4 protein-coding genes and 1 pseudogene are annotated in these 3,946 nt (G+C 31.5%); all 5 read left to right on the top strand.

All coding sequences use genetic code 11. From position 1 onward, the window contains the following. Window positions 1-102 precede the first annotated feature (102 nt). The 5 genes and pseudogenes from rpmH (at window position 103) to mnmE (ending at window position 3,851) form a co-directional block, all read left to right on the top strand. Window positions 103-267, top strand: coding sequence for a 50S ribosomal protein L34 (gene rpmH / locus CEX73_RS02385; protein WP_101626998.1), 165 nt, complete (start codon window positions 103-105; stop codon window positions 265-267). After that, window positions 261-605 (top strand): ribonuclease P protein component, encoded by a 345-nt coding sequence (rnpA, locus tag CEX73_RS02380; protein ID WP_101626997.1) that lies wholly within the window; start codon window positions 261-263, stop codon window positions 603-605. Before rpmH ends, rnpA begins: the two co-directional genes overlap by 7 nt. Beyond that, window positions 584-841, top strand: coding sequence for a membrane protein insertion efficiency factor YidD (yidD, locus tag CEX73_RS02375; RefSeq protein WP_101626996.1), 258 nt, complete (start codon window positions 584-586; stop codon window positions 839-841). The genes rnpA and yidD overlap by 22 nt, the downstream gene beginning before the upstream one ends. A 2-nt stretch (window positions 842-843) precedes the next feature. After that, a pseudogene (gene yidC / locus CEX73_RS02370) lies at window positions 844-2,469 on the top strand (membrane protein insertase YidC). Then, the gene (gene mnmE / locus CEX73_RS02365; protein ID WP_101626995.1) at window positions 2,466-3,851 is read left to right on the top strand and encodes a tRNA uridine-5-carboxymethylaminomethyl(34) synthesis GTPase MnmE; all 1,386 of its coding nucleotides are present in this window, start codon (window positions 2,466-2,468) and stop codon (window positions 3,849-3,851) included. Before yidC ends, mnmE begins: the two are co-directional and overlap by 4 nt. Window positions 3,852-3,946 lie beyond the last annotated feature (95 nt).

Here is a 3,946-nt window from a genome sequence, read left to right as displayed (position 1 = left end):
AGTAATATTAATTTAATTGTGCTAAATTTAATTTAAAATTAGTAATATATATACATAAATTATTATGTATATATATTACTATAGGATATATACATTATAAATATGAAACGCACTTTTCAACCTTCGTTATTAAAACGTCACCGTACCCACGGTTTTCGTGCTCGTATAGCAACAAAAAGCGGTCGTCAAATTTTAGCCCGACGCCGTGCTAAAAATCGCTCACGTCTAACCGTATCTATATTAGGAAAAAAAGCGCACGGGTGGTAAAACTAACTTTTTCAAGAAAGTTACGATTATTAACGTCTAATCATTTTGCTTTTGTTTTTCAGCAGCCTCAATTAGTTAGTATACCACAACTAACTATTCTTGGGCGCCTGAATACGTTAGGTTATCCGCGTGTGGGTCTTACAATATCTAAAAAACATGTAAAATTAGCTCATGAACGTAATCGTATTAAGCGCGTGATGCGTGATAGTTTTCGTTTACATCAGCATACTTTGCCTATCATGGATTTTATAGTCATTGCTAAAAAGGGACTTGCTGATTTAGATAATTATACTTTGAGAGAAGCTTTAAAAATTGTATGGCGTCGCTATTGTCGCTAATAGTAAAGTTACTAAGCTGGTTAATACGTTGTTATCAACTTATTATTAGCCCATTACTCATGCATCATTGTAGGTTTTGGCCTACATGTTCGCAATATAGTATTGAGGCCATAGATAGATTTGGTATCTTAAAAGGTAGTTGGTTAATATTAAAACGCATATTAAAATGCCACCCTTTAAATCCAGGAGGCGAAGATATATTACCGCTAAAAAACTTTGACAAAAGAGAACACTAATAATGGATTCACAACGCAATCTTCTTGTCATAGCTTTGCTGTTTGTTTCTTACATGATTTGGGAAATATGGCAGACAGACAATTATCCACAAACTACTATCAAAAATACATCACATACAGTCACAAATACCAGTAATAATTTGCTTCAACAGAACATACCATCTGATAAACAAGGTCAAGAAATTTGTGTTAAAACAGATGTTTTTTTGCTAAAAATTAATACTTATGGTGGTGATATTGAGCAGGCTTATTTACTGACATATCCTAATCAACTAGGTTCGTCAAAACCCTCCCATTTACTAAATAATTCTCCTGAATTTATTTATCAAGCCCAAAGTGGTTTGATTAGTAAACAACGTCAAGAGTATCCACTCTATACTACCAAATCTAATTATTATTTTTTGGAAGATAATCAGAATGAATTATGTGTACCACTAATATATACTTCACTTCAAGGAGTAAAGTATATTAAAACATTTATTTTTAAACGTAGCGATTTTACGGTAAAGATTACTTATCATATTAAAAATGCTAGTACGCAACCGCTTGTGCTAACGTTATTTGGTCAGTTAAAACAATCTGTTAATTTACCTAAATCTAGTAAAATTAGTAATAGTTATTTTACATTACAAACTTATCGTGGGGCTGCTTATTCCACTACAGAAGAAAAATATAAAAAATATAGTTTTAAAGAAATCAAAAAAGATAACTTAAATGTTAGTAGCCAAAAAGGTTGGATTGCTATGCTACAGCAATATTTTGCTACTGCTTGGTTTCCCTTAACGTTAGGTGATAATACTTTTTATACGATTGATCTAGATAATGAACAAGTTGCTATCGGGTTTAAGTCTAATCCTATATATATTCAAAAGGGAAATAAGTGTGATTTAACAGCTTTATTATGGATAGGGCCGTAAATACAAGAAAAAATGGCTGCAATAAATCCTTATTTTGATCTAGCAATCGATTATGGCTGGTTGTGGTTTATCTCTCAACCATTATTTAAACTACTTAAGTATATTCATCATTTTATTGGTAACTGGGGTTTTTCTATAATCATTATTACTTTTATTATACGGGGGATAATGTATCCATTAACAAAAGCTCAGTATACATCTATGGCCAAAATGTATAGGCTACAGCCTAAATTAGCTGTATTACGTGAACGTTTTCGAGATAATAAACAACGTCAAAGCCAGGAGCTAATGGCATTATATAAAGCTGAAAAAATCAACCCATTAGGCGGTTGCTTACCACTTATTATTCAAATGCCTATCTTTCTAGCATTATATTATATGTTGTCCGGTTCTATTGAATTACGTCATGCACCATTTGCTTTGTGGATTACAGATCTTTCTGCGCAAGATCCATATTATCTTTTGCCTATTATAATGGGCATTACCATGTTTTTTATTCAAAAAATGTCGCCTACTACTATTACTGATCCAATACAGCAAAAAATTATGACTTTTATGCCCATTATTTTTACAGTATTTTTCTTATGGTTTCCATCAGGATTAGTTTTATACTATATAATTAGCAATTTGGTAACTATTATTCAGCAACAGCTTATTTATCGTAGTTTAGAAAAACGTGGACTTCATAATTGGGATAAAAAAGGGAAATGAGTATACTTCATACTATTGTTGCTCATGCTACCCCTAATGGACGTAGCAGCGTAGGAATTTTACGTATCTCTGGCTCTCTCACAACTATGGTGGCTCAACAATTATTAGGTAAGTTACCACGTCAACGTCAAGCAGAGTATTTACCTTTTTACGATAGAGATGGAACTATACTTGATAAAGGTATAGCTTTATTTTTTCCTGGTCCTCATTCTTTTACTGGCGAAGATGTTTTAGAGTTACATGGACATGGAGGCCCAGTTATATTAGATATATTGTTACAATCTATTTTAACTTTACCTGGAATACGAATTGCTCGTCCAGGTGAATTTTCAGAACGTGCTTTTCTTAATGATAAAATCGATTTAACACAGGCAGAAGCAATAGCTGATCTGATTGATGCTAGTTCAGTACAAGCAGCTCGTGCCGCAGTTTCCTCTTTACGAGGAATATTTTCACAAAAAATTAATACTATTATTACAGAACTTACAAAAATACGTATTGATATTGAAGCAATTATTAATTTTCCAGATCTAGAAGAAAGAAATATATCTTCAGAAAGTAATATAAAAAATAGTTTAAAGAAAATAATATCTAACCTTAGCTTAATACGTACTGAAGCATATCAAAGTAGTATATTACGTGACGGAATTAAAGTAGTTATTACTGGAAAGCCTAATGTAGGTAAATCTAGTATTATTAACGCACTATCGTGTCGTGAGGTAGCTATTGTTACTGCAATAGCTGGTACTACACGCGATGTACTACATGAACATATAAACTTAGATGGTATACCAATACATATTATTGATACTGCTGGTTTGTGTAATAGTAGTAATGATGAAATAGAACGTATTGGTATAAAACGAGCTTGGTGTGAAATAGAGCAAGCAGATCATATCTTACTAGTAGTAGATAGTAGTACTACTCAATTAGATCAAACAAATCTCTTATATGAAATATTTATTCAACATTTTCCATCTGGAAAACCAGTTACTATTATACGTAATAAAGCTGATTTAACTAGTGACAAAATTGGTAAAAAAATTAGTAAGATAAAAGAGAATGAATATTCATTTATTACTCTTTCTGCACTATCAGGTGAAGGAATAAATGTATTGCGTGAACATTTAAAACATAGTATAGGCTTTACTATAAGTACAGAAAATAATGGTTTTTTAGCTAGACGTCGTCATTTAGACGCACTAAAAACTGCGGAACAATATTTACGACATGGTAAAGACCACATATTATTTCCAGATCAAATAGAGTTATTAGCAGAAGATTTACAATTAGCTCATAAAGCGTTGAGTGAAATTACTGGTCAATTAACATCTAATGATTTGCTTACAATGATTTTTTCTCGTTTTTGTATTGGAAAGTGAGTTACTTCTCAGTGAAATAATAATTTATAATGTTAATATAATTAATGCAATATTTATTATACTGTTACAGATTTAGCTAAATTACGTGGTTGATC

The organism is Candidatus Palibaumannia cicadellinicola (assembly GCF_002855795.1).
Taxonomy (GTDB): domain Bacteria; phylum Pseudomonadota; class Gammaproteobacteria; order Enterobacterales; family Enterobacteriaceae; genus Baumannia; species Baumannia cicadellinicola_C.
This window is presented reverse-complemented; position numbering and strand designations above follow the sequence as displayed.